This window comes from Sphingobacterium phlebotomi, assembly GCF_008180195.1.
In the GTDB taxonomy this organism is placed as follows: Bacteria; Bacteroidota; Bacteroidia; order Sphingobacteriales; family Sphingobacteriaceae; genus Sphingobacterium; species Sphingobacterium phlebotomi.
Genome location: NZ_VTAV01000016.1, coordinates 56,700 through 83,144, shown reverse-complemented (window position 1 = coordinate 83,144; position 26,445 = coordinate 56,700). Strand labels below are relative to the sequence as shown.

25 protein-coding genes and 1 tRNA gene are annotated in these 26,445 nt (G+C 41.4%); 12 read left to right on the top strand and 14 right to left on the bottom strand.

Annotated features, from left to right (window positions below; all coding sequences use genetic code 11):
* Positions 1-7 precede the first annotated feature (7 nt).
* Positions 8-214, bottom strand: a complete 207-nt coding sequence (locus FXV77_RS17935; RefSeq protein ID WP_148920614.1) for an RNA-binding S4 domain-containing protein — start codon at positions 212-214, stop codon at positions 8-10.
* Between the two features lie 177 nt (positions 215-391).
* Between FXV77_RS17935 and FXV77_RS17930 the strand changes: the two genes are divergently transcribed.
* Positions 392-1,585, top strand: a complete 1,194-nt coding sequence (locus FXV77_RS17930; protein WP_148920613.1) for a proline dehydrogenase family protein — start codon at positions 392-394, stop codon at positions 1,583-1,585.
* Positions 1,586-1,609: 24 nt separating this feature from the next.
* Positions 1,610-2,221 carry an HAD family hydrolase gene (locus FXV77_RS17925; protein WP_148920612.1) on the top strand — a complete coding sequence of 204 codons (612 nt, stop codon included), beginning with the start codon at positions 1,610-1,612 and terminating at the stop codon, positions 2,219-2,221.
* 19 nt (positions 2,222-2,240) lie between these two features.
* On the opposite strand, the gene FXV77_RS17920 is transcribed toward FXV77_RS17925, so the two are convergent.
* Complete coding sequence (locus tag FXV77_RS17920) at positions 2,241-3,596, bottom strand: outer membrane beta-barrel protein (RefSeq protein ID WP_148920611.1); 1,356 nt, start codon at positions 3,594-3,596, stop codon at positions 2,241-2,243.
* Between the two features lie 13 nt (positions 3,597-3,609).
* On the bottom strand, positions 3,610-4,221 hold the full coding sequence (locus tag FXV77_RS17915; RefSeq protein ID WP_148920610.1) for an RNA polymerase sigma factor: 612 nt from the start codon (positions 4,219-4,221) through the stop codon (positions 3,610-3,612).
* Between the two features lie 209 nt (positions 4,222-4,430).
* Here FXV77_RS17915 and FXV77_RS17910 point away from each other — a divergent pair, with 209 nt between their 5' ends.
* The gene (locus FXV77_RS17910; RefSeq protein WP_148920609.1) at positions 4,431-5,291 is read left to right on the top strand and encodes a universal stress protein; all 861 of its coding nucleotides are present in this window, start codon (positions 4,431-4,433) and stop codon (positions 5,289-5,291) included.
* On the opposite strand, the gene cmk is transcribed toward FXV77_RS17910, so the two are convergent.
* The 4 genes from cmk to FXV77_RS17890 all read right to left on the bottom strand — a co-directional run bounded on the left by cmk (position 5,288) and on the right by FXV77_RS17890 (position 10,201).
* Positions 5,288-5,971, bottom strand: a complete 684-nt coding sequence (cmk, locus tag FXV77_RS17905) for a (d)CMP kinase (protein WP_148920608.1) — start codon at positions 5,969-5,971, stop codon at positions 5,288-5,290. The two genes, FXV77_RS17910 and cmk, sit on opposite strands and share 4 nt — an antisense overlap.
* Entirely contained in the window at positions 5,971-6,384 is a 414-nt protein-coding gene (locus FXV77_RS17900; protein WP_148920607.1) for a hypothetical protein, read from the bottom strand. The genes cmk and FXV77_RS17900 overlap by 1 nt, the downstream gene beginning before the upstream one ends.
* Positions 6,385-6,390: 6 nt before the next feature.
* On the bottom strand, positions 6,391-8,769 hold the full coding sequence (gene topA, locus FXV77_RS17895; RefSeq protein ID WP_148920606.1) for a type I DNA topoisomerase: 2,379 nt from the start codon (positions 8,767-8,769) through the stop codon (positions 6,391-6,393).
* A gap of 94 nt (positions 8,770-8,863) precedes the next feature.
* On the bottom strand, positions 8,864-10,201 hold the full coding sequence (locus FXV77_RS17890; protein ID WP_187444179.1) for a PDZ domain-containing protein: 1,338 nt from the start codon (positions 10,199-10,201) through the stop codon (positions 8,864-8,866).
* 137 nt (positions 10,202-10,338) lie between these two features.
* Here FXV77_RS17890 and FXV77_RS17885 point away from each other — a divergent pair, with 137 nt between their 5' ends.
* The gene (locus FXV77_RS17885) at positions 10,339-11,373 is read left to right on the top strand and encodes a L,D-transpeptidase (RefSeq protein ID WP_148920604.1); all 1,035 of its coding nucleotides are present in this window, start codon (positions 10,339-10,341) and stop codon (positions 11,371-11,373) included.
* Between the two features lie 73 nt (positions 11,374-11,446).
* Positions 11,447-12,220 (top strand): murein L,D-transpeptidase catalytic domain family protein, encoded by a 774-nt coding sequence (locus FXV77_RS17880; protein WP_187444178.1) that lies wholly within the window; start codon positions 11,447-11,449, stop codon positions 12,218-12,220.
* A gap of 12 nt (positions 12,221-12,232) precedes the next feature.
* Here FXV77_RS17880 and FXV77_RS17875 read toward each other — a convergent pair whose 3' ends face one another.
* Positions 12,233-13,822: an ABC-F family ATP-binding cassette domain-containing protein gene (locus FXV77_RS17875; protein ID WP_148920603.1), complete on the bottom strand. Its 1,590-nt coding sequence runs from the start codon at positions 13,820-13,822 to the stop codon at positions 12,233-12,235.
* Between the two features lie 256 nt (positions 13,823-14,078).
* Between FXV77_RS17875 and FXV77_RS17870 the strand changes: the two genes are divergently transcribed.
* The 5 genes from FXV77_RS17870 (at position 14,079) to FXV77_RS17850 (ending at position 20,882) form a co-directional block, all read left to right on the top strand.
* Positions 14,079-14,468: a hypothetical protein gene (locus FXV77_RS17870; RefSeq protein WP_148920602.1), complete on the top strand. Its 390-nt coding sequence runs from the start codon at positions 14,079-14,081 to the stop codon at positions 14,466-14,468.
* 134 nt (positions 14,469-14,602) lie between these two features.
* Complete coding sequence (locus FXV77_RS17865; RefSeq protein ID WP_148920601.1) at positions 14,603-15,985, top strand: TolC family protein; 1,383 nt, start codon at positions 14,603-14,605, stop codon at positions 15,983-15,985.
* Positions 15,986-15,994: 9 nt separating this feature from the next.
* On the top strand, positions 15,995-19,177 hold the full coding sequence (locus FXV77_RS17860; protein ID WP_148920600.1) for an efflux RND transporter permease subunit: 3,183 nt from the start codon (positions 15,995-15,997) through the stop codon (positions 19,175-19,177).
* 21 nt (positions 19,178-19,198) lie between these two features.
* A complete protein-coding gene (locus tag FXV77_RS17855) occupies positions 19,199-20,308 on the top strand; it encodes an efflux RND transporter periplasmic adaptor subunit (protein WP_148920599.1) in 1,110 nt (369 codons plus the stop codon).
* 91 nt (positions 20,309-20,399) lie between these two features.
* Positions 20,400-20,882 carry a hypothetical protein gene (locus FXV77_RS17850; protein WP_148920598.1) on the top strand — a complete coding sequence of 161 codons (483 nt, stop codon included), beginning with the start codon at positions 20,400-20,402 and terminating at the stop codon, positions 20,880-20,882.
* A gap of 62 nt (positions 20,883-20,944) precedes the next feature.
* Here the strand turns inward: FXV77_RS17850 and FXV77_RS22205 are convergent, their stop codons facing one another.
* From FXV77_RS22205 to FXV77_RS17840, 3 genes are all read right to left on the bottom strand, one after another.
* Entirely contained in the window at positions 20,945-21,097 is a 153-nt protein-coding gene (locus FXV77_RS22205) for a hypothetical protein (protein ID WP_187444177.1), read from the bottom strand.
* A 293-nt stretch (positions 21,098-21,390) separates the two neighbouring features.
* On the bottom strand, positions 21,391-21,792 hold the full coding sequence (locus FXV77_RS17845; RefSeq protein ID WP_148920597.1) for a hypothetical protein: 402 nt from the start codon (positions 21,790-21,792) through the stop codon (positions 21,391-21,393).
* A gap of 199 nt (positions 21,793-21,991) precedes the next feature.
* Positions 21,992-22,065, bottom strand: a tRNA-Ile gene (locus FXV77_RS17840).
* Between the two features lie 89 nt (positions 22,066-22,154).
* On the opposite strand from FXV77_RS17840, the gene FXV77_RS17835 reads away from it, so the two are divergent.
* Together FXV77_RS17835 and rpsU are read left to right on the top strand one after the other, a co-directional pair.
* A complete protein-coding gene (locus tag FXV77_RS17835; RefSeq protein WP_148920596.1) occupies positions 22,155-22,784 on the top strand; it encodes an HAD family hydrolase in 630 nt (209 codons plus the stop codon).
* A gap of 94 nt (positions 22,785-22,878) precedes the next feature.
* Positions 22,879-23,070, top strand: a complete 192-nt coding sequence (gene rpsU, locus FXV77_RS17830) for a 30S ribosomal protein S21 (protein ID WP_130140044.1) — start codon at positions 22,879-22,881, stop codon at positions 23,068-23,070.
* A gap of 53 nt (positions 23,071-23,123) precedes the next feature.
* On the opposite strand, the gene FXV77_RS17825 is transcribed toward rpsU, so the two are convergent.
* The 3 genes from FXV77_RS17825 to FXV77_RS17815 are packed head-to-tail and all read right to left on the bottom strand — an operon-like array spanning position 23,124 to position 26,441.
* The gene (locus FXV77_RS17825) at positions 23,124-24,278 is read right to left on the bottom strand and encodes a glycosyltransferase family 4 protein (RefSeq protein WP_148920595.1); all 1,155 of its coding nucleotides are present in this window, start codon (positions 24,276-24,278) and stop codon (positions 23,124-23,126) included.
* A complete protein-coding gene (locus FXV77_RS17820) occupies positions 24,253-25,266 on the bottom strand; it encodes a lysylphosphatidylglycerol synthase transmembrane domain-containing protein (protein ID WP_148920594.1) in 1,014 nt (337 codons plus the stop codon). The genes FXV77_RS17825 and FXV77_RS17820 overlap by 26 nt, the downstream gene beginning before the upstream one ends.
* On the bottom strand, positions 25,266-26,441 hold the full coding sequence (locus FXV77_RS17815) for a glycosyltransferase family 4 protein (RefSeq protein WP_148920593.1): 1,176 nt from the start codon (positions 26,439-26,441) through the stop codon (positions 25,266-25,268). Before FXV77_RS17815 ends, FXV77_RS17820 begins: the two co-directional genes overlap by 1 nt.
* Positions 26,442-26,445: the final 4 nt, after the last annotated feature.

Sequence of the window (26,445 nt, the reverse complement as noted above, 5' to 3'; positions counted from 1 at the left end):
CACTAAATTACACAATTTTTACTTGCTGTCCATCAAATTCAACGATGTCTCCCACTTTTACTTTTAATCTTTTTCGATAATCTACCTGACCGTTATATTTAACTAGCCCCTCTTCTACTACGAACTGGGCCATGGCACCATGTTCCACCCAATTCATGACTTTTAATAACTGAATTAATTGAATATATTCTCCTTTTAATATAAATGTCTTCATATCGTTATTCTAATGCTATCTACTGTTTGGTAAAGATAAGCGTTATGAAATCAAGTGATAAATAATATCAGTAAAAAAAAGGATAATTCTTGTTAATTATAAAGGCTTGTCGGCTGTCGAAAAGAAGTAAATAGATAAAAATAATTATTTAATTTTGACCGTTAATATTTTACATGTATGATATCTGCCAATAACTTGGTTAAACTGGATTTTAACAACACTAAAATTGCTTTTCGGAATAAATCCGACAAAGACTTAGAAAAGGCGTACTGGCTCTTTAAAATGGTGTCCAGCAATATGCTTATCAAGATTGGCACACCAATCACCAACTTTGCGTTAAAAATGGGACTTCCTATAAAGGGAATCATCCGGAACACGATCTACAAACAATTTTGTGGAGGAGAATCTATTGAAGAATGTGAACAAGCGATTGCGGAACTTGGGCAAGCTAAGGTTACCACAATTCTAGACTACTCGGTAGAAGGAAAAGAAGCAGAAGGAAGCTTTGACGATAACTGTGCTGAAATTTTACGTACGGTTGCTTACGCACGTAACAACAAATATGCTTCTTTCTGTGTGTTCAAACCATCCGGTTTAGGCCGGTTTGATCTCTTAGCAAAAATAGATGCAAAAGAGCCATTGTCAGCGGAAGAAAAAGCAGAATTTGAGCGTTTATACAAACGTATAGATCGCATTTGTAAGGCTTGCTTTGATGCTGACACGCGGGTTTTAATAGACGCCGAACATTCTTGGGTACAGGATACTATCGACGACATCGCCCGTGAAATGATGGAGAAATACAATAAGGAACGTGTCATCGTGTATAATACCTACCAATTGTATCGCCACGATAAATTGGCCTCCTTACAGGCGGACTTCGCTTATGCTCAAACTCAAAATTTTTACTTAGGAACCAAAATCGTACGGGGCGCCTATATGGAGATCGAGCGTGAACGCGCAGCAAAAAAAGGCTATCCCTCCCCTATCCAACCCGATAAAGAGGCCTGTGACAAGGATTATAATCAAGCTATTCGTTTTTGTTTAGATCATATCAACCGCATTGGATTGATGGCGGGCACGCATAATGAAGAAAGTTCCAGACTACTGGCAGAAGACATGACTGTCCGGGGTATTTCGCCCGCAAATGATCATATTTTCTTTGCACAGTTATTAGGTATGTCTGATAATTTATCATTCAATTTAGCTGAAGCAGGGTTTAACGTTGCTAAATATATGCCTTATGGTCCTGTAAAAGCCGTCATGCCTTATTTATTTCGTCGTGCTCAAGAAAATACTTCCGTAGGAGGCCAAACAAGCCGGGAGCTAAGCTTGATCGTAAAAGAAAAAAAACGGCGAAAAGGTATACGATAGGCATGTTTTCCGTATTTTTGCCGCATGAATGCTGAATCACAAAAAAAGTTTGAAATCTTACAGGAAAAATCCAAACCATTTAAAGCGTTATTATACGATGTCGATGGTACGCTTGCCGATAATATGCCAGCACATAAGGCCGCCTATGTCGCTGCAGCTTCCGAATATGGAATTGATCTGAATGACGATATCGTCGAAGAACTGGCCGGTTGGCCTACGATTGATGTTGCCTCTGAAATCGGCAAACGGTATGAAACAAATATTGAACCTTTGGCTTTCGCGAGACTAAAATCCAACATATTTATTGAACAATTCGTCGGCCAAACAAAACCAATAGACTATGTGCTACAACATCTTCTGGAAAATGTCGGGAAAAAGAAAATTGGAATTGTTTCGGGAGGTTCGCGATCAACCTTAAATATTACCTTGGATGTCATCCGTGTTACGGGCAAATTCGAAACTTTAGTATGTGCCGGTGATACACCGGAGGGTAAACCGTCTCCCCAACCTTTCCTCCTAGCTGCTGAACAACTCGATGTTGCTCCTGTCGACTGCCTTGTTTTTGAGGATGGTGATCCCGGTGTTCAGGGAGCGATAGCGGCGGGTATGAGCTGGGTACGTATCGATAAAATATAATATCAGTCAATAATTCGTATTAGAAACTTGTAATAATCCGTATTCCACCGTTTGTGTAATTCATGTCGGCACGCTTGAACTGGCCTACTGGGAATTTCACAAACGGCTCAATGGAAACTTTCATCGTTTTTCCTATATTCGCTTTTCTGCCGATCGAGAAATTGACGAAACCACCAAAACCGTTCGTATTTATATTTTCATCATCACTTTTTTGGGTCGTTTCGATAGTGGAAACCGAATTTTTCGTAGGTTTCTCTGCATCAGATGCACTGGAATAGGTTGGTATCCCAGCAGATTCTTCATAATGGTCAAAACGTTCCTGCGACAATACAGCCGCATAGGAGACGCCGCCAGTTGCGTAAAATTCTTTCGTTAAGTTATACCGTATCTCAAGCGGGATATCCAACGTTTGCACCTTTCCTGTTACTGCATTTAAATTAGGAATAAAAAAATTATCGGCCGCGAGTGATGAAGCTTCTTTGGAAATGACCTTATCCGCATTTTTTATCGGAGCTGCTGCTTGTTTCTTTTCCTGACTTACTTCCTGCACATGTGATTTCAACATTCCCACTTCATATTGATTAAACGAAGCGCCGGTACGAATGGCGAGCTTATCATTAAATCGATATGCAAAAACGAGGCCCCCGCCAAGATCGAAGCTTCGATCGGTAGTCGATGGACTCACAAAAGCGCCTAATTCAAACCGATCTGTAATACGCAGTTTCTTAGGAGACAAATGAAGAGCAGTTTCGCTCTGATACGCAAAATTTGGATCTATTTGTTGCCCTGCAATTAAATCATCATCCCACAACAAAGTCGCACGCGGTTTACTATCTTCTTGGAATGACATCAAGTCCGGCACTTTAATCTCTGTTGTTAGCATCGGGATACTTCCCAAAGGCGCCAAGTCAAGCGTTTGTAAGTCCATTCTATCCAGCTTCACTATATCCTGCATGGCGCGGCGCGGTTGGTTGCGTAATCCTCCGTTTTCTAGCGCGATAATACCATCAGAGTAAGTTGACAATTGCTCGCTATCCTCCTTATTTTGCACATCGGTGGACGCTAGTCGATCCGTTTCCCCTGTTATTGGTTTGTCAATCGATTCTCCCATAGGTACAGGTCGTCTATTCTCCTGCTCGATTTTAGCAACGTTTATGGATTCGTTTGAATCGCTCCAGTCATTAAACAAAAAAGTAAAGCCAGCCAATGCAGCGACTGCTGCAGCCATCCAAAGTGGTGCAAGACGCCTTGCCGTGCGAGTTGGCTCATATTTTGCTTTATAAGCCTCCCAAGCCCCCTCTTTATAAGGAAGTTCTCCGGCATTTTTAAGCCCTTCTCTGATGAGATCAATAAGTTCCTTATTGCGATCTTTCATGTTTCCCTAGCATTTAAGAATGTATATTGTGCGAAACACTAAATTCTTCTATATATAATTTTCGTAAGCGCTGTTTGGCGCGGGTCAAATATGTTCTCGATGTACTTTCAGGAATATGGAGCATCTCGCCTATTTCTTCGTGTGAATACCCTTCAATTTCGAAGAGATTAAAAATAGAACGTTGAATATCGGGTAACCGTGTCAAAAGCTTCATAATATCTTCAACACCTAACCTGTCCGTCATCACAACCGTGTGCGACTTCATCTCTTCGTCTGATGTATCTTCCAGAAAGCTGGTCGGTTTTCGCGTTCGTAATAAATCTATTGATGTATTCACCGCAATGCGTGCTAACCAAGAACGAAATGTTTTCTCCAACGCCTGTTCTTCTTCGTGCATTTCGAATGACGCTATCTTTCTAAATACCTTCACAAAGCTTTCGTTCGTAGCCTCTTCTGCTTCCATCTCTGCCGAGATATAGCGAAGTACTACTGCCATGACGTACCCATAATATTTTTTGTAAACAAACGATTTCCCACGTTCACTTTTATCCACAACGCAATCTTCCAAAGCCTCTCGTAAGGTCAATGGTTTCGCCTTCTTCCAATATTGCTGAACAATCTTCACTTAAAATCGCCTGTTCGGGTATGCCAATTTAACGAATTAATCTTCAATTACCAGAACAGAGAACTAACATTCTGCCATATACCTTCATTTTTTATAACCAAACGTAATCTTTTCACGAAACGCTACACCCTTTATAAAAAATGATTCTCATCACAAAGCTTGTAGAAATAAAGGAAATACCTTAACTTGCTAATATAAAACTTAGAGTTATGAGAAAGATATTATTCCCCACAGACTTCTCAAACGCTGCAAATAACGCGTTTGTATATGCCTTACATCTGGCAAAGGAAATGGATGCCAGCTTATACGTCCTCAACACCTATATGCAACCTGTATTGTCGGCCACGCATGCCGGGCAGCCCGAACTAGTACCCGAGGTATACGAAAATTATGAATTGCATCAATTCGAGAATTTTAAGAAGCACACCGCGGACCTTCATAAAATGGCCGATGATTACAACCTATCCGAGGTGCCATTGACTTTTCTTTTTGAAGAGGGTACGGTCGTAGCCAATGCACAACGCATTATTGAAAACGAAGGAATTCACTTAATCGTCATGGGAACCAACCGAGCTGATGGCGTTATTGATAAGATTTTCGGATCGAACACCTTAGGCGTTATCCGAGGAGTAAAGGTACCCGTTTTATCTGTTCCGAAGGAGGCAAAATATGTTGGTATTAAAGAAATTTTGTTCACGACACTTTTCCGCGAAAAAGACGAAGCCGCTCTACGTCAAATCATGGAAATTGCCAATAAATTTGGTGTGAAAGTCAAATGTGCACACGTCTTGAAGGATAAAAACATCGATATTATCGCGGTAAGTGACCGTTGGCAGAAAATGTTTCCACAAGACAATCTTGAATTTGTATTGCTGGATCTAGATCAGTCTATAGAGCATACGTTAAACAAATACATCGAAAGCAATCGCGTCGATCTACTTTGTGTCGTGAAAAGAAACAAGAGCCTCTTAGAACGTCTATTCAAATCGAGTATGAGTAACCGGCTTCGCATGCACGCCAACACCGCCACGTTGGTATTACAGGAAGGGGATGATCCGGGGGCATTTTAATGCCCACCCTTTCTTTTCTCATATTCTTCCAGCACTATCTGCAATTGCTCTTCTTGCGTTAAATCAGAGTTGTCTAAGACAATAGCGTCTTCCGCTTGTCTTAGTGGGCTTTCTTCCCGTGTGCTGTCCATATGGTCTCGGTGGGCTAAATTTTGTCTTATCTCCTCCATCGATACCAATTCCCCCTTAGCTAACAGTTCTGCGAATCGTCTTCCCGCACGTACGTCGGGACTTGCGGTCATAAATATTTTCAACTCCGCATCGGGAAACACCGTAGTACCGATATCCCGTCCATCCATCACGATATTCCGACGTTTCCCTAAGTCTTGTTGTTGCTTTACCAGCGCATGTCTCACTTCTTTAATCGCGCTCACTTCGCTCACTTTTTCGGAAACATGCATCATTCTAATCTCTTCCGATACATCTTCACCGTTCAATAGAATACACACTTTATCTGTATGGGGCACAAAGTCGATATGAATATCGTCCAAAGCAGCGTTAATTTCGTTCGTATCTGTTAAATCAATGTGATGCCTCAAAAAATATAACGTCACGGCACGGTACATCGCACCACTATCGATGAATACGAACTGCAGTTTCTTTGCCACTGCTTTCGCCACGGTACTTTTTCCACAAGACGAAAACCCATCGATTGCTATGATAAAATTATCCCGCTCCATTACTTGCTCCCTCCTATTACAATACCGGGTTTATTTACTAACGGAACCTTAATCAGATTTTCGTCTACGATACTTTCCGGCAAGAAAATATATTTTTTATCATAAATCGTCTTATCCAGATAATAGCTTAACCAGTATTCGTTAGTTAGACCAAAAACCTGTGGATCAATAGCTTCTATTTTGCGTGACGCATTTGCCTCTATATCACCTAAAAAATGGCGCAATACCGTTGTTTTCACCTCTCTCCCATCCTTTTCACCATATCCTTTGGAGGATACGATTACATTGGTCAACGGCAGTTTGTTTTCATTAATCAAATACACATTCCAAACCTTATCCGAAGGTGTAGAGTTTTCTAGCACTACCGCAATGGAAATATCTTCTACAATATTTTCGGGCAGATCTTTCTTCATTCCCCTTTATTTCTTTGATTTTCTTGTGCTTGTTTTCTTCGTCGTCTTTTTAGCTGTAGCCGTTTTAGCGGCTGCTTTTGCTTTACCTTTCGGATCTGCTTCTGCCCATTTCAACACATCTTCATAGGAAATCCCATCGATATCAGTACCCTTTGGAATTTTCACATTTTGCTTACCAAACCGAATAAAAGGCCCCCATCGACCGTTCTCGATCCGGGCATCGGGGTTTTCCTCAAATATGCGAATAACCTTTTCTTTATCTTTCTGCCGCTTTTCCTGAATAATATGAATGGCTTCTTCTTCTGTCACGTCCATTGGATCCATTCCCTTGGGCAAAGAATAGAAAGCGCTTGCATGGCGGATATACGGACCAAATCGTCCAATGGCAACCGTCATTTCCTTATCTTCAAACACTCCTGCTTTTTTAGGAAGCTTAAATAAATCCATGGCTTCTTCAAACGTAATGGTTTCGATCATTTGTCCTTTACGCAAGGAGGCGAAGCGCGGTTTTTCTTCATCATCAGCGGAACCAATCTGTACCAACGGACCAAATCGCCCAACACGTACACTCACAGGTTTTCCCGTCGCCGGATCTGTTCCTAAATGCCGTTCATGGCTTGCACGGTCTGCATGCTCTAACGTATCTTCGATACCTTGGTGAAATGGGCCATAAAAATCTTTCAACATCGTTGTCCACTCCTTACCGCCATGGGCAATTTCGTCGAATTCTTTCTCTACCTTAGCCGTAAAATTGTAATCAATAATATCGTTGAAATGCTCTACCAAGAAATCGTTTACCAAAACACCTATATCAGTAGGAAACATCTTTGCCCGTTCCGCCCCTGTCATTTCCGTTTTTATCTCCTCGACAACATTATCATCTGCAATCTGCAACACGGTATATTGCCTTTCTCTACCATCTCTGTCTTCTTTAATAACATAGCCTCTATTTTGTATAGTGGAGATAGTAGGTGCGTATGTAGACGGGCGTCCGATTCCCAATTCTTCCAATTTCTTTACCAGTGAAGCCTCTGTATAGCGAGCCGGTGGACGGGAAAAGCGTTCCGTCGCATTCATAGCCTTCAGCATCAAGTCTTGACCTTTTTCTAACGGAGGCAACAACGCGTTTTCGCCGTTTTGGTCGTTGGCGTTATCAGATTCTTCGTCTGTGGATTCCATGTAAACTTTTAGAAAACCATCGAATCTCATCACCTCACCAGTAGCGACAAGTTCCTCTCGTCGGGTAGAAACGGATATTTTAGCGGTCGTTTTCTCAAATTCTGCCTCACTCATCTGAGACGCTATGGCACGCTTCCAGATTAGCTCATACAAACGACGTTCGGCAGCATCGCTTTCCAGTGTATGATGTGAAAAATAAGTTGGACGAATAGCCTCATGCGCTTCTTGCGCACCCGCAGATTTAGTTTTATACCGACGTAGTTTATGGTATTTTTCGCCGTAAGCGTTGACAATCTCCTGCTGTGCGGCTTGGATAGCTGTATCGCTTAAGTTAACGGAATCGGTACGCATATAAGTAATATGCCCTGCTTCGTATAGCCTTTGTGCCACTTGCATAGTCCGTGCTACAGAAAAGCCCAGTTTTCTACTGGCTTCCTGCTGCAGCGTAGATGTCGTAAATGGCGCTGCTGGCGAACGCTTGGCAGGTTTTTTTTCCAGTGAGCTGATAGCAAAAGCGGCTTGGATACTATCCCGTAAAAATGCTTCAGCATCGCTTTTTTGCTCAAAACGTTGCGGCAATTCTGCTTTAAATTGTTCTCTTCCCTTACCGGTCGTAAATTGTGCTACAATCTTATAGGAGCCCTCCGCCTTAAATTTATTGATTTCCCTTTCGCGCTCGACGATAAGACGGACAGCAACGGATTGTACGCGACCAGCAGATAAGGAAGGTTTCACTTTTTTCCACAACACCGGAGAAAGCTCGAAACCCACTAAACGATCTAATACGCGCCGTGCCTGCTGGGCATTCACCAAATTATAATCAATTTTACGCGGTTCTTCAATAGCTCTTATGATTGCCGGTTTCGTGATTTCATGGAAAACGATGCGTTTTGTTTTATCGTCTTTTAGCGACAGCGTTTCATATAAGTGCCAGGAGATGGCTTCTCCCTCCCGGTCTTCATCGGATGCTAACCAAACCGTCTCGGCATCTTTCGCTAGTTTCTTTAACTCGCTGACAACCGCCTTTTTATCAGAGGGAACTTCATATTTTTGTTCAAAGTTATTCTCTACGTCAATCGCGTCATCCGTCTTCACTAAATCACGGATATGACCATAACTGGACTTTACCAAAAAGTCTTTTCCTAAATATCCTTCTATTGTTTTGGCTTTCGCCGGTGACTCTACAATTAGTAAATTTTTTGCCATTTATAATGAATGATTTCTGCAAATAAAGGTATTTCAAAATGGAATGCCAATAATTTTTATCACTTCTGATAAAAAAAATATAAAAGTAGCCAATTTAAAAAGGAATAGGATCAACAAGCAGGAACCGCGTATCATATTGTTCATCACCTCGTTGCAAAGTGAGCCTGATAGTCTCTCCTGGACGCGACTGCAATGCCGTCATAATTTTAGGCAATGTTAATATACCAACTGATTTTCCATTGACTTTCAGCAACATATCACCCGACTGAATACCCGCCTCTGCTGCTGGTGAATTTTTCCGTACCCCGGCGATACGATAGGTAGGTTGTAGTACAAAAGTATATTGAAACGCATCATTAGCAAGATTAATAGTAATCCCCTGATCCGGTTTCATTTGATGCTCCTGCTTTTTTTGCGGCGCTGTTTTCACCCACTCTTTCCTCCAGATCATGCCATCGTGCCGCACTTCGATTCCGGCCATATTGAGCAAAAATGGTTTGGCAAACTTCTTATTTTTACGAAGATATAAGGCATCGTTTCTATAGTCTATCAACAAATGAAATCGTTGCAGTACTTGATTTCCAACCGAACCGATTCTGTTTTCTGCCAGTTTGCTCATAAATAAGGCATTCGAATCAGGATAAGCGACAATGGGATAATCTAAAACAAAATCTTCCAGCGCTACTTTTCTGATACGGTTGCGTTTTCCGTAGACCGCGCCGTTAAAACCACGACCAATATATTCTTCGACATAGGGTTCTTTGATATGGAAATCAGATAATAAAAAGGAAAACAACATCAGCGGCGCTGTATTACCCATATCCACCAACATCTTTCCTCCAGTCCATGTGGTATCGACCAACATATTCGCTGTTATATACGGTCTTTCATTTTCTAACGTTAACGGAATATATTTATATTTTCGAATGGATTTTTCATAATTGTAACCAGGAGGAAATAGCGTAATACGTTGTTTTTGATAGTCGACATTTACAGCAAAGCTATTGAAAAATTTAGAGCCAAGAATGCCGTTGATGGCCACACCAATATCACTGGAAATATCCAGTTCAGTACCTTGTATGACATACAGCCAATGAAGTGAATCTACAGCTACATCCCCAACCTCAACCACGTTATCGGTCGAAAGAATCCCATCAACTCCCTCTTCGATACCGATACCACGGAACTTCATCTTGTTTTGGTTATTCAGGTAAAGCGAGTCTTCCGCATTTACAAATAAGATCGTTTCTTTCACACCTGTATCAAGCAAAAAGGAAAACGGCATACCGTTTATTGTTAGCGGGACCAACACAACATTGTTTACTAATTCAAATTTAAAAGACACCGGTTTATCATCACGAATCTGGAATATCCCTTGTGATTTCGCCACACAAGAGAAACATACCGTTGCTATAAAGATAAACCATTTCATTCTTACATTATCTTCCCTATATACGAAGATAAAAGATTGTCCGTACAATTTATGTATATCGTTGAACAAAGTAAAAGTAAACAACATTTTATATATCTTTACGGCAATCACTTATCAGCAAACTGTTAACTCGATACATGAGAGTATATTTTACGTTATCACTTTTAATCATCGGCGCGGCAACATGGTCGTGTAATCAAAACCAGCAGACGGAAACAGTTGATCCTGCGGAACAACGAAAAGCGGATTCATTGGAGATGGTCCGGAAAGCCGAAGAGGACGCAAAGAAAAGACCAAGAACAGCGGATGACATCAAGCTCTCCAAAGAATTGACATACGATAAGCACACGTTGGAAGAAACTTATCCTTATAACGATACCACCCGACATTTTCAACTGGATAAAATCAAAGAAAAGCTTGCATTTGTAGAAAATTTTCAGCGAACACCGGCTTCTTATGCTGTGTTACAGAATCGGAAAAATAAAAACCGGGAAGCGCCATTGGTAAAAAACTACCACCGAAATGAATATAAGCTTATTTCTGATTCGCTAGGTACAGAACGCTATCAAGCCGCTCCCCTTTACGTCGTTGGCGAAACAGAGGCTCCGACGATGTACGGGCGAGATGGTGCTCTCGCAAAATTACTAACGAGCGATACACTGGATATGGTAAAACTAGAAGGTGTTTCTTTCGAGGGAACTTGGGAGACTCCTAAGCGATATGTGAAAGCTATCGGTGACACCGTAACGTTCCACCATATTGCGTTTGTCGATGTGAACAATCAAAACATCCTTACCGCCGAACGCACCGGTGACTGTGAATGGGCAATCCGAAGCATGAACCCCGCGACTTCCGGTGTGCACAAACCTCCTTATGCGCATGAAACGCCACTAGGTATATTTGTGGTACAGGAAAAGAAAGCTAAAATGTTTTATCTAAAAGACGGAACCAACACCATACACGGTTATGCCCCATATGCCAGCCGTTTCACAAACGGTGCCTATATACATGGAATACCAACACAAAGTGTGAATGCGTCTATCATCGAACATAGCTGGTCATTAGGAACGACACCGCGATCACATATGTGTGTACGCAACGCGTCATCACATGCCAAATTTGTATATGATTGGGCGAAGACATTTAACGCCCTAGTTATCGTCATCGAATGATCTTTACATTAATTTAACACTTTGAAAATCAAATTAATGCTACCTTTGCAATTGAATTTAATTTTTTTTGCCTATGCGTAGTTTAATATTAGTGCTGTTGACGTCGTTTTTAGTGAGTTATATACCGACTAGGCTAGTAGAACATCTCCCAAAAGAAAAAGCAGTTGAAACTGTAACGGAAAAAGAACCTCTTCCAAAGATTGACCATACCAAGCTCCTTTACCGCAAGATGAATTTGGCGTCTGTATTAAAATATGAAGCTTTTGAGCAGGCCATGCAAGGATATCAAACGCTACAACCCAGACATGATCATATCCTAACCGTCATTGATTTCACGTTGCCATCAACCGAAAAAAGGATGGTTGTATTGGATATGAAAAACAAAAAGGTTTTATACCATACGATTGTATCGCACGGACGTAATTCTGGTGACAAATATGCTCGTTCTTTCTCCAATAGACATGGTTCCTACCAGAGTTCGTTGGGATTTTATGAAACTGCCAATACTTATCAAGGTGGAAACGGTTATTCTTTAGTGCTTAACGGACTTGAAAAAGGTATTAACGATCAAGCAAAAGCAAGAGCCGTCGTGATTCACGGTGCAGATTATTGCAGCGAATCGTTTATTAAATCTACCGGGCGATTAGGACGGAGTTATGGTTGTCCGGCTCTACCTCGCGAGGTAAATAAGCCGATCATCAATACGATAAAAAACGGTACACTTCTTTATATCTACGCGGATAATCCGGAATATATAGCAAGTACAAAAATTGTACGTGATATGCCCGACCGTGGTCTTCTTGCTCAGCATGACGTAGATGTGGACAGTATGGGAACGTTGAATTAGAATAACATAATTTTAAAGTGTTATTACACGTTGTATATTTATTTGTTCCAAAAATGTGTCATCATGGGAAATTACAAGTAATGTACCACGATAATCGTTGATGGCGCTCGTCAATATTTCGATGTTTTGAATATCAAGATTGTTGGTAGGTTCGTCCAAAACAATGATGTCTGGCGACTGATTTCCTATACTTAAACAGCACAATAGTAAACGCATTCTTTCTCCTCCACTTAAAACACTACAGGACTTATTCCAGTCGTCTTTAGTGAACAGGAAACGGCTTAATCTAATTTTAATTTCATGTTCCTGCAATGCAGTCAGGTTGAACCTTTGTGCCTGTTCATATATACTTAGACTGTTATTTATTAAGGAATAATCTTGATCAATATAAACCGATTTGTTTTCAGTGTGATAAATTCTACCGAATTGCGGTTTTAAATTGCCCAAAATCAATTGAATTAATGTCGTTTTTCCTGAGCCGTTAGTGCCTTTTACGGCAATCCGCTCTCCACTGACGATTTGCAGATTAATATTTTCAATCCAAAGATATTCGTCGTTTTTGTAGTAAAAGTTAATGTTGTTTGCAATAAACAGATTTTTGCCCCTATATAGCTTCGAATCGTCAAACCCAAATTTCATTTGATCGGTTTCCGACAAGGAAGAGCGTAGCTCCTGAAGCTCCTGTTTGATATTTCCAATTTTTTCTGTGTGTACACCTGCAATTTTGGCCGTACTTCGCTCTGCACTATTTTTCCAGGTATTGGCAACTATTTTGGGAAGTCCCGCTTTACCTACGTTCTTCTTCGCCCTGATGTCCAACTTTTGTTGTCGATCAATCGTTTCGCGTTCTTTTTCCTTCGCCTTTTTCAATGCTTTTTCCTTCGCGTTGATATCTAATGCAATCGCATTGGTTTTCATTTGTTTCTGCTCGACGTAAAAATCATAGTTCCCTCCGTAAACAGTAATTCCGTTTTCATTCAGTTCACAAACCTTATTTAATAGGTTCAATAATTTTCGGTCATGGCTAACAATAATAAGTGTTTGTTTTGTGTTTTGAATAAGATTATACAAAAGCTGTCTACCTACAATATCCAAATGGTTGCTTGGCTCATCGAACAAAATTAATTCAGGCTGATGAATGGCAATTCCTGCCAAAAAAACTTTTGTTTTCTGTCCTCCACTCAATGTTTCCATCTTTTGGGACAAGTCCAGATCGTTTAATTGCCAATGACATAGCGCTTCCTTGCAACGCTCTTCGATTGTCCAATCATCGTTAAGCAAATCGTAATTTTCTTCGGAGACATTTCCGTTTAAAATTTCATGAAGCGCGTGCAGTTTTTTGTCAATTCCCAAAGCCTCGGCAACTGTTAAATGATTATATTGCCCAAATATCTGTGGGATATAGTACGGTTTGTTTTCTATCTGCAATATACCTACCGATGGTTCTAACATTCCCGCAATAATTTTCAACAAAGTAGATTTTCCTACGCCGTTATTTCCAATCAATGCGATTTTTTCATTTGGATTAACGGTAAGATTGATGTTGCTGAACAACAATTCCTTGTTAGGATGTGTATATGATAAATTTTGGATAATAAGCATAATTTCTTCCTTTTAGTGATTAATGAATCAACCAAAACCTTAATGGGTCTCGTTGTCTTCTGAACGTCTGAAAGAAATTATATTTTACATATGATGCTTATTTATTATTTAAAGTTTGACAAATATACGGTTTTTTCCGGTACTATAATTTAAGATACCGACATTGTAAAAAAGCCGTGAGAATTACCAGGAAAGAAAGTGATTTTTTGTGTCTAACGGAAATTATCGCTACTTTCGAATGTTTATGGATAGGATTATGTTAAATATCACAAAAAAGTACGGAAAATACCTCGCAGTATTCGCTTCGGTTGTTTTTGTGCTGCTTACCTCCTGTCCAGTAAAAAGCAGTATCAAAAGTTTAGCGGGCACTCCGATCAACACGGAACAGCAGCCAGCTAAAAAGAACAATTCGCTCGTTGTGAATGGAATGGAAAAATGCGCTAATGTTCAGGTAACAGACGCCAAAATTTCCCAGCTAACGTCTACCAACATAAGTGATCTGTTGCCCACTGCACTTCTCGCGGTAACTTTTATTTTCTTATTCGGTTACAAGCATATTTATGTGCAAACACACCCCCGCTACAGTAACCTTAAAATCCCGGGTAGATTACCTATTTTCCTCCAATTTCGGAAACTTATTATATAACATTCCTCTCTACTTTTCTTTTTTCTATTGATATCATGTATCAATAGATACCATTTCTATTGCTTTTATTTAAGACGATACGAAGCTGTCTGATATAATACCTATCTGACGGTCTTCTCGAAATTTCATTGAATATGTTAAAACAGATAATGGGAAGCATAGCACTATGCGTCGCCACTGTAGTTGCGCCGCCCTTATATGCGCAACAAACAGATAATACATTGGGTAGTCTATGGCCCGAAGTGGAGAAGAATTATCCGGGTGTGGATGCAAAGACGTCGGCGGTTGACGCGGCAAAACTCCATGAGCGGGCAGTAAAGAATGATATGCTCCCCCAAGTAAAAGCACAAGTACAAAATACATATGGCACGTATGAAGGTAGTGCCGGTGCATTTTTTCCTCAACCTGGTTTCTTTAACGTGAGCGGTACAACACCGGCGTTAGGAGGCAGCTCAACGACAGCCAACAGTTTCGGTTCTACGACCGTGGAATGGGAATTGTTTTCCTTTGGAAGGCTTCGCAAGGAAAATGAAGCTGCCCGGACACTATTTGATAAAACGGTGAGCGAAAAGGATGCTTATCTGCTCAGTCTTAAAAAAATATTGTCTGAACGATATATTACCCTATTGTATAATGATGCCAAACTGAACTGGACAGCCAAGAATGCAGAACGCCTCGACAGCATACGAAACATGACGTCCGGTCTTTCCGCTGCCGGATTAAGACCTGCGGCAGACAGCCTGCTTGCCTCATCATCGTATGTACAGGCCATTGGCGAACATGATAAATGGTATGGACTTACACGTGCGGCATTCGTTAAATTGTCAGAACTTTATGGCAAGGACGATATTGATTATACCTCATCATCCAATCGTTTCCATACGCTCACACAAAATCTCGTGAAGAGACCAAATAACATAAACCCCACCCACCCTATATTAGATGCATTAGATAAGCAGTCTGCATATTATACGCGTCGTGGCGAAGCACAAAAACGGTCTGCCCTACCATTCCTACGATTGTTAGGAGGTTACGCCTATCGTGGAACCGGTATCGCCTCCAACAGGACAGTGTCCGGCGCATGGAAAGATGGATTTAAGAATACCACTAATAATTTTCTAGTGGGTTTGGGTATTACCTGGAACATCAGCAGCTTATATACCGATCGGCTGAAGGGCAAAAAACTGTTCAAAGACGCCGAAAGTTCAAAACAACTTCACACACAATATGAGCTAGCTATGCAGGCAGACCTTTCTGCATCACAGGCAAAAATTCATCAGCAATACAAACAGCTCGGGAAAACGGGGCTTGCCGTAAAGCAATCGCAGGATGCCTATGATATGTATCTGGCAAGGTATAAAAGTGGTCTTATTGCTTTGAGTGAGCTGTTGCAGATACGCACCTTGCTGGAACAGGCAGAGAATGCCAACATAGAGGCGTCACGTGACTACTGGATGCTGCTTGCTTACGAAGCGGAGCTGACTGCTGATTTCGATTTTCTGTTTAACAATCTTTAATTATTGCGCATGAACCTGATAAGATTTGCGTTAAGAAAGCCGATTGCCATTATGGTCGTGGTACTGACGATAGCTTTCTTTTCCTATAACACGATTAAAAAAATAAACGTCGATATTTTTCCCGAAGTAGAACTACCGGCAATATATATCGCTATGCCCTATGGGGGACTATCTCCTGCATATATGGACGGATTTATGGCCAACGAGTTCCAAAAGGTACTGTTGTTTGTAAGTGGGGTAAAGAATATAGACTTCAAGAGTGTACAGGGTTTGACCTTGATGAAGTTAACTTTTTATCCCGGAACCGATATGGCACAGGTTGCGGGAGAGGTATCTACCACCGTTTCCAGAGCGATGGGTTTTCTACCTCCCGGTGCCGTACCCCCTATGGTCGTCCGTTTTGACGGCAGCTCCCTTCCGGTGGGGCAACTTGTATTCGAGAGCGAACAACGTTCAGTCAATGAACTGCAGACCCTCGCAATTACAAGGGTCAGACCAATGTTCGTGGAAATACCCGGCATCACTTCCCCTGCGCCTTTTGGCGGTAATATTCGTTCCATTGTGGTCAATCTTGATCCCGAAGCATTGCAGGCAAATGGGCTAAGCCCGGAAGAAGTGACTATAGCCATGACGAAGAACAGTCTTCCGTCACCTGCCGGAAATATCCGCATCGGTGACAATAACCTAATGGCGCCGATCAACTCCATTGCCAAAGACCCGGAAGAATTTTTAAATACGCCTGTCAAAACAAGTGACAACCGTACCATCTATGTAAGAGACGTGGCAACTGTGTTGGATGGTGCTGACCAGACCGTTGGATATGCACTTGTCAACGGCAAACGATCTGTTTACCTGCCCATCATCAAAAAATCAGATGCCTCTACATTGGATGCCGTAAAAAATCTAAAAGATGCCATCCCGATGCTCAAGAACCAATTGCCCGAGGATGTGGACGTTCGTTATGAATTCGACCAGTCCACCTATATTGAACGGGCACTTTCGACACTTATCCACGAGGGTCTATTAGGGGCGGTATTCACGGGGCTGATGATATTACTGTTTTTAGGGGATACCCGAGGTGCTATCATCGTTGTATTGACCATTCCAATTGCCATCCTGTCTGCGGTTACCGTATTGCACCTGTTCGGACAGACGATCAACATCATGACGTTGAGCGGCCTTGCTTTATCTATCGGTATCTTGGTCGATGAAGCCACCGTAACCATAGAGAACATCCACCAGCACATGGAAATGGGCAAGGGAAAACAACGAGCCATCATGGATGCATTATTGGAGATTTCCATTCCTAAATTGCTCATATTGCTCTGTATCCTTGCCGTGCTGACACCTGTCTTTATCATGACCGGTATTCCGAAAGACATGTTCATGCCCTTGTCGATGGCAGTTGCTTTTGCCATGATTGCATCCTTTTTAGCCTCGCAGACCTTTGTGCCGATATTGGCAAATTGGATGATGAAAAATAAGCATAACAAGAAAGCCGATACGCCGAAAAAACGGGCTTTCTTTGATAAATTCCGGGTAAACTATTCTTACAGGATGCGCAAATGGGGAACAAGATCGCTGCCTCTTTTTATAGTCTATATTTTTGTTGCCGGAGGAATTGTTGTCTTGTTGCTAACCGTTGTGGGAACAGACGTTATGCCGGTTTCCAATAACGGGGATTTTCAGGTACGGATACAGGCTCCGCAAGGAAGCCGACTTGAAAAAACTGAAAAAATAGTGAAGGAGATTACCGAAGATATAAAGACGCTGGTTCCTGATAGTGGTATTAACCTAACGTCAGCATTTGTGGGTACGCATCCCGCAGGGTCGCCTATCAATCCTATCTTCCTTTTTACCAGTGCCTCGCATGAAGCTGTTTTGCAGGTATCTGTCAATCAGGATGTATATAATGGCTCGATGGAAGATCTAAAAGAAGATGTTAGGAAAAAGATTGCCGAAAAACATCCTGAAATCCAATTCAATTTTGAGCCGATGGAACTGACCGAAAAAATTATGGGTCAAGGAGCCATGACACCAATTGAAGTAAAAGTGGGAGCAAATCAAATAAACAATGCTTTTGCCCACGCATCTAAGATTGAAGCAAATCTCAAAGAAATATCTTATTTACGGGATGTCCGCATTGCAGAGGCTCTTGCCTACCCGACATTGGAAATTGACGTTGACCGTGACCTTGCAGGACAGTTTGGATTAACGATGCAGGATGTTACCCGAAGCCTCGTTACTGCCACGTCATCCACCCGTTTTACGGATAAAAACCTTTGGATCGATCCCAGATCGGGACTGGTATTCCAAACACAGGTGCAGATACCCGAAGGTATCATGTCATCCGAAGAAAGATTGCGGTCGCTTCCATTGAAAAAAGGAAATCCGCGTCCTGTGCTGGAAGATATTGCTACTATACGTAAAGTTACTTCTCCTGCGCAGGTAAACCGCAAAGGCCCTAATCGTTATGTAACTTTGGTAGCCAATGTGTACGGAAAGGATCTGGGTACGGCATCGCGGGCGGTCAAGGAAGCTATTCAAGATGCTGGTGAACCGCCCCGCGGAACTTCGATATGGACAGAAGGAACCTTACAATTGCTGGATGATACACTCGACAGCCTGTTGATCGGTTTAGGTGTAGCCATTATTGTTATCTTCCTGATGCTGTCTGCGTATTACCAGTCCTTCAAAGTTCCCTTGGTTATTCTTTCCGTATTACCTGCCGTCATTGCCGGAAGCCTTATCCTGCTTTTCCTCACCGGTAGTACGCTCAATCTTCAATCGTACATGGGGATTATCATGTCGCTGGGTGTGTCGGTATCGAACGCCGTCCTCTTGGTCAACCAAGCAGAATATTACCGGAAACAGGTAGCTTTAAGGCCTGCAAATGCCGCGAGACTTGCGGCTTCCTCCCGGTTAAGGCCGGTATTGATGACCGCAGCGGCTATGTTTGCCGGTATGTTACCCATGGCTATAGGTTTAGGGGACGGAGCCGAACAGGTTGCACCGCTGGGCAGAGCGGTTATCGGAGGGCTCATTGCTTCGACAATCACCATTTTGCTGTTAGTGCCGCATTTTTTCGCATCCTTGATGTCGAGGGCTTCAATTGTCAGTCCATCGCTAGATCCTGATGATACGCAAAGCAGATATTATGCAGAACAATCCAGAAGACAGACTATATCATAAACTTTAAAATAATAGAAAACGATGTATCAAAGCATTTTAAAAAATAAAAAATCCATAGCATCATTGCTATTGGTAACGACCTTGGCATTGGTTTTTACAGCCTGTTCCCAAAACGGCAGGAAAAAAGTACAGGAACAACATATGGAGGCAAAACCTATTACCTACCCAACGGCTTCTGTACAATACATAAACCCCGAATATGAAATATCTATTCCCGGAGAACTGAAACCTTACGAACAGGTAGCCGTTTATGCCAAGGTTACGGGGTTTGTAAAACAGCTATACGTTGACCGGGGTGACCGCGTTCGCAAGGGACAACTTTTGGCGGTATTAGAAGCGCCCGAAATGGAACAACAATATCTTTCCGACAGATCCATTGAGCAGAAGGTGTACAACGATTACCTATATGCTAAACAGGCATATGAACGGTTAGTCGACGCATCCAAAACGACGGGTGCTGTAGCAGACATCGAACTAGACAGGGCAAAAACAGCTATGGAAAGTGCAAAATCTGCTTACGATGCTTCCCTGGCAGGAACAGCCCACTCCTCGCAATTGCGCCAATATTTACGTATCACGGCTCCTTTTGACGGCGTGATTACCAAAAAGAATGTCTCTGTAGGAGCGTTAGCAGGTACGGGAACCAATACACCATTGTTCATGATGGCACAAGGTAGTAAGTTGCGTTTAACGCTGCCACTGCCCGAAAAACATGCTTCTTCTGTAAAACAGGGAATGCAGGCTACATTTACCGTGAGCTCCCAGCCCGGAAAAACATTTGACGCGGTGCTTTCGCGTACATCAGGTTTACTTGACCAACAAGATCGTTCCCTTACGCTGGAGTTCGATGTTAACAATACTGCTGGTGAATTACAAGGCGGCGATTATGCGCAGGTAAAGCTAAAATTACAGCGTGGGGCACCCTCTCACTGGGTTCCAGGAAAAAGCGTCCTTCATACACAGTCGGGAACATACATATTGACACTGAACGACAACGAAATAAAACGCACCCCCATAAAGGAAGGTATACGTTTGGATACATTAACGGAAGTATTTGGCAACCTTTCCTCAGAGGATAATATTATCTTAAAACCATCAGAAGAAATGAAAGAGGGAACAATAAACAAGTAAAATATAAACACATCACGCTTATTTGTAGAATTTGGTGATATCAAACAATGTGTAAATATCTTTGTTTTTAAAACTGGATATATTTTAAAAAATGCATATGCTTTTAAAATCGACTTTATATATTATCAGTATAAGTGCACTGCTCTGGACAGCCTGTAATTCTGGTAATCAACAACAAGATACTTCTGCAGATACTACATCAATGGGTGCTGGCGTCACAACAGTAGAATCAGATACAGCTACCCTGGTCACTACTCAAGATAGTATAGGCTTGACACTGTCAAATGGCACAGCACAGCAGAAAGGAATGATGGAAAAAGGAAAGCATATTGTGTTTTCGTTTGATGTGTCAAAGCCTGGGAAACTCAAAGCGAGCGTGAAACCAGATGCTGCAAATGGCAATGTTCGGATTGCACAAATCTTTATGCCGGATAATACCGCTGACGGTCCATTCGGTATGGAGATGACTTATGACTTGGAACAAACAGGAAAATATCGACTAATTATAAGCGAGAATCAAATGGCCGGTGATCCTTATAATGGTCCTTTTACATTAAATGTAAAAGTCGAGTAAGTAGGGATTATTTCCCTACCTGTCCTTTCACGCCGCCATACGTAGCGTTCGGTATACGGCGTTTATACACGCTTCGCCTTGCGGTCGGAAAAGAAAATCCACATATGGCCTTTCCCTCCCAAAAAGTGATCGGGGATTACGATGTCTACATTCCCATCTCCTCTCCTAGGGCGCGTACGCGCGGACTGGTGTGCTCCTCTTCTAATCGTTGTCATACTTAAAAATTTAAATTGTTAAACTATCTGTAACGCCTGTTCGCATACCGGTATATGGGGCTTACGGCAACAAACATACAGCGGAATCCCTGCACAAAACAAGCGCTGGAAGACGCTTGGCAGGGTATTGACAGGAGGTTTCCGTTGGATTGACAGGGTGCTGACAGGATGTGCCTTTCACCGGAATGGAAAATCATGAGTACCGGGTTCCTTTTCTTTTCGTACAGTCTTAACCCTCTGTTCAGATACTATTCGCCCATGTACCGGGGAGTTACCGTGTAGTCAACGTGTATTTACCGAGGTTTACACGGTAAATACACGGTAAAATCACATAAAAAACACGGTAAAAAGGCGAAGCAGGTATAAAGCAGGTATAAAGCAGGTAAGGAAAGGCGGCGGAGATCTTTAAGGCGGTGATATTGGATGTGTATAGCGATACTACACAGTATCGTCGGGATTCCCGCAGACAGTATATCAAGCAGATCACAGATCTGAACAACAAGCTGACCAAAGCGCGTGAACTGCTCCTGAACGGTGATATTGATCCGGCGGATTACAAAACGATCAAGACCTATACGGAGCATGAGATCAAAGTGCTGGAAGCAAAACTGTCGGAAGTGGACAACAAGGTAGCCAAATTGGCGGATATCGAACCAATTGTCGATTCTACCATCGAAACGCTGGCACAGATTCACGTAATGTGCTGTAAATCAGATTCTGAAAAAAAACGTAGAATTATCGGTTCGATATATCCGAAAAAAATCACTTTTGAGGAGATAAAAGATCGAACCGCCGAAGTGAAGGATGTTTTCAAACTTACCTACTTGATAAACAAAGAGTTAGGTAGTAAAAAAAGAAGGGCAAATCCTGAAAACTTGGATTTGCCCGGCTGGGTGCGCCCACCTGGGCTCGAACCAGGGACCAAAAGATTATGAGTCTTCTACTCTAACCAACTGAGCTATAGGCGCAGGTTTTAACAAACCTGTCAAAAACATCTCTGTCGTTCTGTTTTGACGATGCAATTATCGATATTTGCGGGGAGAAAACAAAATTTTCTATGCAAAAAATTAAAAATATTATACTTGATTACGGTAATGTTATTTTTATGATTGACTTTGCTCGTGTACGCGAAGCTTTTATATCCTTGGGTATCAAAAATGTAGATAATTTTTTTGGGCATCGCGCGCAGGATTCGTTATTTGATACTTTTGATCGAGGAGAAATTAGCGCTGCAGTATTTAGAGATAGTATTCGAGATCGATCGAACCGCTTAGATTTGACAGACAAGCAAATCGATAATGCCTGGAATGCCTTGCTAGTCGGTGTACCTCCGGGCAAACATGAAATATTAACGTATTTGCAAACAAAATATCGTACATTTTTGTTGAGTAATAACAACGAAATCCATTATGCATATTGCATGCAACATATTCAGGAAAAATATGGTGTTCCGGACAATTCGGTGTTCTTTGAGAAAACTTATTATTCGCATTTAATGGGATTACGTAAACCCAATCAAGAAATTTTTGAGCATCTAGTGGCTGATACGGGTATTTTACCAACAGAAACATTGTTCATTGACGATAGCCCACAACATTTGGAAACAGCGGAAAGACTAGGATTTCATACCGCGCTATGTAGCAAGGAAGAGCCGTTAGAAGAAATTGTAAAAAAACTAGCCTTATAGGCATTTCTTTAGTAATTCCTTTTAATTTACATATTATTTTTCTATCTTTGCACTCACAAAACTAAAAGGGCACGAAAGGAGGTATTTAAAAAGCATGATTATCGTAAATGTAAAAGAAGGAGAATCTTTAGACAGAGCGTTGAAACGTTTCAAGAAGAAATTTGAAAAAACTGGTGTATTACGTGAACTTCGTTCTCGTCAAGCATATGAGAAAAAATCAGTAACTCGTCGTACCCAGATTAAGAAAGCAATCTACAAACAACATTTAAACCAAGAGAACGTTTAATATTGTTTGATACGATAAATGAAAGAGACTGTTTTACGACAGTCTCTTTTTTATTATACAATCAATTCTTTAAACAGGGTGGCATATTCCCTCACCATTTTTTCCCAGCTGAAATGGGTCAACGTATAGGTCCGAAACCCATGACGCTGCTGCAGAACCTTATCCTGTTGTAATTCCTGTATAGCTAGTGACCACGCGTTAGCATTCTCGGACTCTATCTGTATCCCGTTTTTAAGATGTTGTATAGCATCGGTAATACCCTCCAATGCGGCTGCCAAAACCATCGTGCCACAAGCACTTGCCTCTAAGCAAACCAGACCAAAACCCTCCATATCCCCTTCTACACGGATGTTTGGCATTAAAAAGGCTTCTGCATGACTTAAAAGAATTGCAAGTTCTGCTGAAGGTAGCTTGCCCACATGTTTTACCCGCGACGAATACGCCGGGTTGCTTATTAGATCGCGCAACGCTGCTTGATCTGATGAATACCCCATAAATAACATGTAGAGCTCGCGCCAGCGACGCGGGAACCGTGACAACCGTTTCTCTATTGGTTGCACTTCGCCAAAATATGGCCCAGCCATAATCAAATAAAAATCGTCCGGCAAAAGCGGTAACACCTCACGGATGAACCATGAAAATCCCTTTCGTTTAACCGGGCGTCCTAGTGTTATTAAGATTTTCTTTTCGACCGGCAACTGATATTTGTGTTGAATTTTTTTCCATTCCACTACAGACGTCTCCGGCATCAATTGATGATCAATACCGTTTAAAATGACAGAAACTTTTTTTGCTTGTATTCCGCGTTCGATCGCAGCGGTAGCGGTAGCCTTACTGACAGCTATAATCCGATCATATCGATTAAATCGTGGAAAAATGAAACGTTGATAAATTTTAAGTGGGAAAACCACATCGAGCCCATGAAGCGTAACCACCCTACGTAGGTGACTATAACCGACATGCCAAAGACTAAACGCCGCTATCAGGCCATCGTTAAAATGTACAACACCAATCTTAGGATATCGGTGTATCATGGCCAAAATACGACCATTCAATTTACGAAAAAAGTGAAAGTAGCTTTCTTCTCCTGTATATACGATTTTCCGTACAGTAGCATAGGTACGCATTCCCTCAATCAACTCATAACTCTGCTTTTCCATTCCTCCCGTAGCAGGGGGATATTTATGACTGACGAACAGGATTTCCATGTTTGAAAACTTTGATTGCATCTGTCTTTCGAATAAAAATATAACACACTATCCCTACTAATATCCAACATAGCTGGCGGGTACGCCGCAATATAGATACCGTCACCCAAATCGTTGCCGCTTGAATCCCTATACTTGCCAATACTATTTTATTACCTAACTCCTCTACCCCTAATTGTCCTGGTATAAACGCGCCAACACTTTTAATTAGGATGACTCCCATATCTAATAGTACACTTTCTATTAATAAAATATCATAGCCCATAAAATATAAAATGATATAAAACTCCATACTTCCAACCAACCAGTGTAGAAAGAAGAAGACATAAGACCACCAAAATAAAGTTTTGTGATGATCAAAAAAATGTTGTGTTTGCAACACTAAATCCCGAATAATCTTGCCCATCCGCTGCCACAAATTAAACGAATAGTGTAATTTATGTGCTGATATTCTCCTCCTTTGATAAAGAAAATAGAAAAATAAAACTTGCATACAAAAAAGCAATGCGACGACCACGAACAAACCGTATCGCCAAAATACAGGCATTCCATTATTCGCATTAATCAATAACCAAAAAAGAGAGAGCATCAAAAGCGATAACTGGGATAATACGGCGGTAACGCGCGAGATGACAACAGATTCTGATGCGACATGGTTAGCGAACTGATAAGGTTTCAATAGTTCACTCTTCAATACGTCTCCACCTATGATACTCGAGGGATTATAAAGCCCCACTATTTCGCCTATCTGACGGATTTCAAAAAGTTTAAATAAAGAAATACGTTTCCGCTCCTCTCCTAAACAGATCCACCAACCTATTGTTCCAAGCAAGTAGGCAACAAATGTAATCAGGAGGATAAAGATAAATTTAAGACCAATTTTTTGAAGTTCCTGAAAAACCATTATAAAGTCAACTTGTACGATGAACACGGTTATCGGAACGATAATACACGCTAATATAAAGAATTTTAGTATTTTTTTCTTCATCAGCACATTGTCCACGCCATACTGTTATTTGATTGCATCCCTAACTGTGTAATTTCATTGAAATAACGATCGGTCAATTTTTTCCAATCAAATTCTTGTACGTACGCCAACGCCGTGCGACTAACGAAATTATACAATATCGGGTCTGACAACAATAACTGGATATAAATAAGATAATCACCGGGGGATTTCGGACGGCATTTATACCCTGTTTGTCCGTGACGTATCAAATTAGCACTTCCCCCACCATCAGCAATAACACAAGGCAATCCAGATGCCATAGCCTCTACCACAACATTTCCATAAGTTTCAGAGATAGAAGGAAATACAAAAATATCACAGGACGCATATAGTTTTGCTAATTCCTTATGAGACAATTTCCCCATAAAAATCGCCTCGGGCATTTGTTTTTGCATTTCTTCCTTTGCCGCCCCATCACCCACTACAATAAAATTATGCGAAAGGTTCGTGTTATGAAGTCGCTTATATATCTCAATTAACGTTTGTATATTTTTTTCCCATACGAGTCTACTGACAAACAGTATATTGGGTTTGTCATTTCTTGTTATATTTTGGACATACGCTAAGTCTCTCTTTTGTGGATTAAACAGATTTAAATCAATGCCACGTTGCCAGAGTACCATTTTTTCTTTCACCACCCCCAAGCTTTCTAGTTGCTTTTGCATTGCACATGACGGAACATAGACTATATCACAGCGGTTGTAAAATCGCTGAGTAGCCGCGATCATCCAGTATTTTATAGGTTTGATAAGCACTGGAAACTTCCTGAAATAATACGGTATATAAGAAAGAAAATTTGTATGATAAAGCGTAATTACCGGAATATTTCGTGAGTGAGCATAGCGTAAAGCAAAAAAGCCTAAGAGAGATGGTGTCGCGATATGAATAACGTCTGGTTGAAAAGCATCCAACGCCTGGTTCAACTGTCCTTTCACTAAAGTAGGTAGACTAAAACTGTAATCGGCATTCAAGCCGGTATTTAAAGTAGGAACATGCATAGAAGCATGTCCGTTCACCTGTTCAGGACCTTTACCGTAAATAAACAAGAAAGAAAAATGGTTGGGGTCTATTCGGTTAATGATTTGGAACATGGTGCGGGAAGCACCATCGTATTCTTCAAATAATATCTCTGCAAAAAAAGCGACTTTTATCATCTAA

What these genes read in the sequence shown, in the direction of transcription:
- FXV77_RS17910 (WP_148920609.1), top strand. Translation starts at nt 4,431, where the DNA reads ATGAGAAAGATATTATTCCCCACAGACTTCTCAAACGCTGCAAATAAC.
- FXV77_RS17880 (WP_187444178.1), top strand. Translation starts at nt 11,447, where the DNA reads ATGCGTAGTTTAATATTAGTGCTGTTGACGTCGTTTTTAGTGAGTTAT.
- FXV77_RS17925 (WP_148920612.1), top strand. Translation starts at nt 1,610, where the DNA reads ATGAATGCTGAATCACAAAAAAAGTTTGAAATCTTACAGGAAAAATCC.
- FXV77_RS17825 (WP_148920595.1), bottom strand. Translation starts at nt 24,278, where the DNA reads ATGGAAATCCTGTTCGTCAGTCATAAATATCCCCCTGCTACGGGAGGA.
- FXV77_RS17870 (WP_148920602.1), top strand. Translation starts at nt 14,079, where the DNA reads ATGTTAAATATCACAAAAAAGTACGGAAAATACCTCGCAGTATTCGCT.
- rpsU (WP_130140044.1), top strand. Translation starts at nt 22,879, where the DNA reads ATGATTATCGTAAATGTAAAAGAAGGAGAATCTTTAGACAGAGCGTTG.
- topA (WP_148920606.1), bottom strand. Translation starts at nt 8,769, where the DNA reads ATGGCAAAAAATTTACTAATTGTAGAGTCACCGGCGAAAGCCAAAACA.
- FXV77_RS17850 (WP_148920598.1), top strand. Translation starts at nt 20,400, where the DNA reads ATGCATATGCTTTTAAAATCGACTTTATATATTATCAGTATAAGTGCA.
- FXV77_RS17860 (WP_148920600.1), top strand. Translation starts at nt 15,995, where the DNA reads ATGAACCTGATAAGATTTGCGTTAAGAAAGCCGATTGCCATTATGGTC.
- FXV77_RS17885 (WP_148920604.1), top strand. Translation starts at nt 10,339, where the DNA reads ATGAGAGTATATTTTACGTTATCACTTTTAATCATCGGCGCGGCAACA.
- FXV77_RS17815 (WP_148920593.1), bottom strand. Translation starts at nt 26,441, where the DNA reads ATGATAAAAGTCGCTTTTTTTGCAGAGATATTATTTGAAGAATACGAT.
- FXV77_RS17820 (WP_148920594.1), bottom strand. Translation starts at nt 25,266, where the DNA reads ATGAAGAAAAAAATACTAAAATTCTTTATATTAGCGTGTATTATCGTT.
- FXV77_RS17920 (WP_148920611.1), bottom strand. Translation starts at nt 3,596, where the DNA reads ATGAAAGATCGCAATAAGGAACTTATTGATCTCATCAGAGAAGGGCTT.
- FXV77_RS17855 (WP_148920599.1), top strand. Translation starts at nt 19,199, where the DNA reads ATGTATCAAAGCATTTTAAAAAATAAAAAATCCATAGCATCATTGCTA.
- FXV77_RS17935 (WP_148920614.1), bottom strand. Translation starts at nt 214, where the DNA reads ATGAAGACATTTATATTAAAAGGAGAATATATTCAATTAATTCAGTTA.
- FXV77_RS17930 (WP_148920613.1), top strand. Translation starts at nt 392, where the DNA reads ATGATATCTGCCAATAACTTGGTTAAACTGGATTTTAACAACACTAAA.
- FXV77_RS17890 (WP_187444179.1), bottom strand. Translation starts at nt 10,201, where the DNA reads ATGAAATGGTTTATCTTTATAGCAACGGTATGTTTCTCTTGTGTGGCG.
- FXV77_RS17875 (WP_148920603.1), bottom strand. Translation starts at nt 13,822, where the DNA reads ATGCTTATTATCCAAAATTTATCATATACACATCCTAACAAGGAATTG.
- FXV77_RS17865 (WP_148920601.1), top strand. Translation starts at nt 14,603, where the DNA reads ATGTTAAAACAGATAATGGGAAGCATAGCACTATGCGTCGCCACTGTA.
- FXV77_RS22205 (WP_187444177.1), bottom strand. Translation starts at nt 21,097, where the DNA reads ATGACAACGATTAGAAGAGGAGCACACCAGTCCGCGCGTACGCGCCCT.
- FXV77_RS17835 (WP_148920596.1), top strand. Translation starts at nt 22,155, where the DNA reads ATGCAAAAAATTAAAAATATTATACTTGATTACGGTAATGTTATTTTT.
- FXV77_RS17900 (WP_148920607.1), bottom strand. Translation starts at nt 6,384, where the DNA reads ATGAAGAAAGATCTGCCCGAAAATATTGTAGAAGATATTTCCATTGCG.
- cmk (WP_148920608.1), bottom strand. Translation starts at nt 5,971, where the DNA reads ATGGAGCGGGATAATTTTATCATAGCAATCGATGGGTTTTCGTCTTGT.